Origin of the sequence: Synechococcus sp. CCY 0621 (assembly GCF_019038465.1) — a bacterium.
In the GTDB taxonomy this organism is placed as follows: domain Bacteria; phylum Cyanobacteriota; class Cyanobacteriia; order PCC-6307; family Cyanobiaceae; genus Cyanobium.
The window spans coordinates 1-258 of the sequence record NZ_JAFKRH010000082.1 but is presented as its reverse complement, the minus strand read 5'-3'; the positions used below and the strand labels follow the sequence as shown (position 1 = coordinate 258).

Below are 258 nucleotides of genomic sequence, written 5' to 3'. Positions count from 1 at the left end.
CTGGAGAGATCTTCCAGGCTGGCATCGACCACCTCGAAGAAACGAACCGACTGGCCGTTGACCAGCAGGATCTCGCGATCGAACGTGGTGCCCGCCGCCAGGGTGACGTCGGAGCTTTCCAGGGTGGAGAAAAGGGTCTGGGCGCGAGAGCGGATCGCCTGCAGATCCGCCAGCAGCGTGTCGGCACCAGCCAGCTCGTTGGCCTCGAGCACCACGTAGCCGATCTGGTTGGAGCTGGCGGGACGGCCCGTCAGGGTC

1 pseudogene is annotated in these 258 nt (G+C 65.5%); it reads right to left on the bottom strand.

The features are described from left to right. Positions 1-258: pseudogene (locus KUG43_RS16705) on the bottom strand (hypothetical protein); the annotation flags it as partial.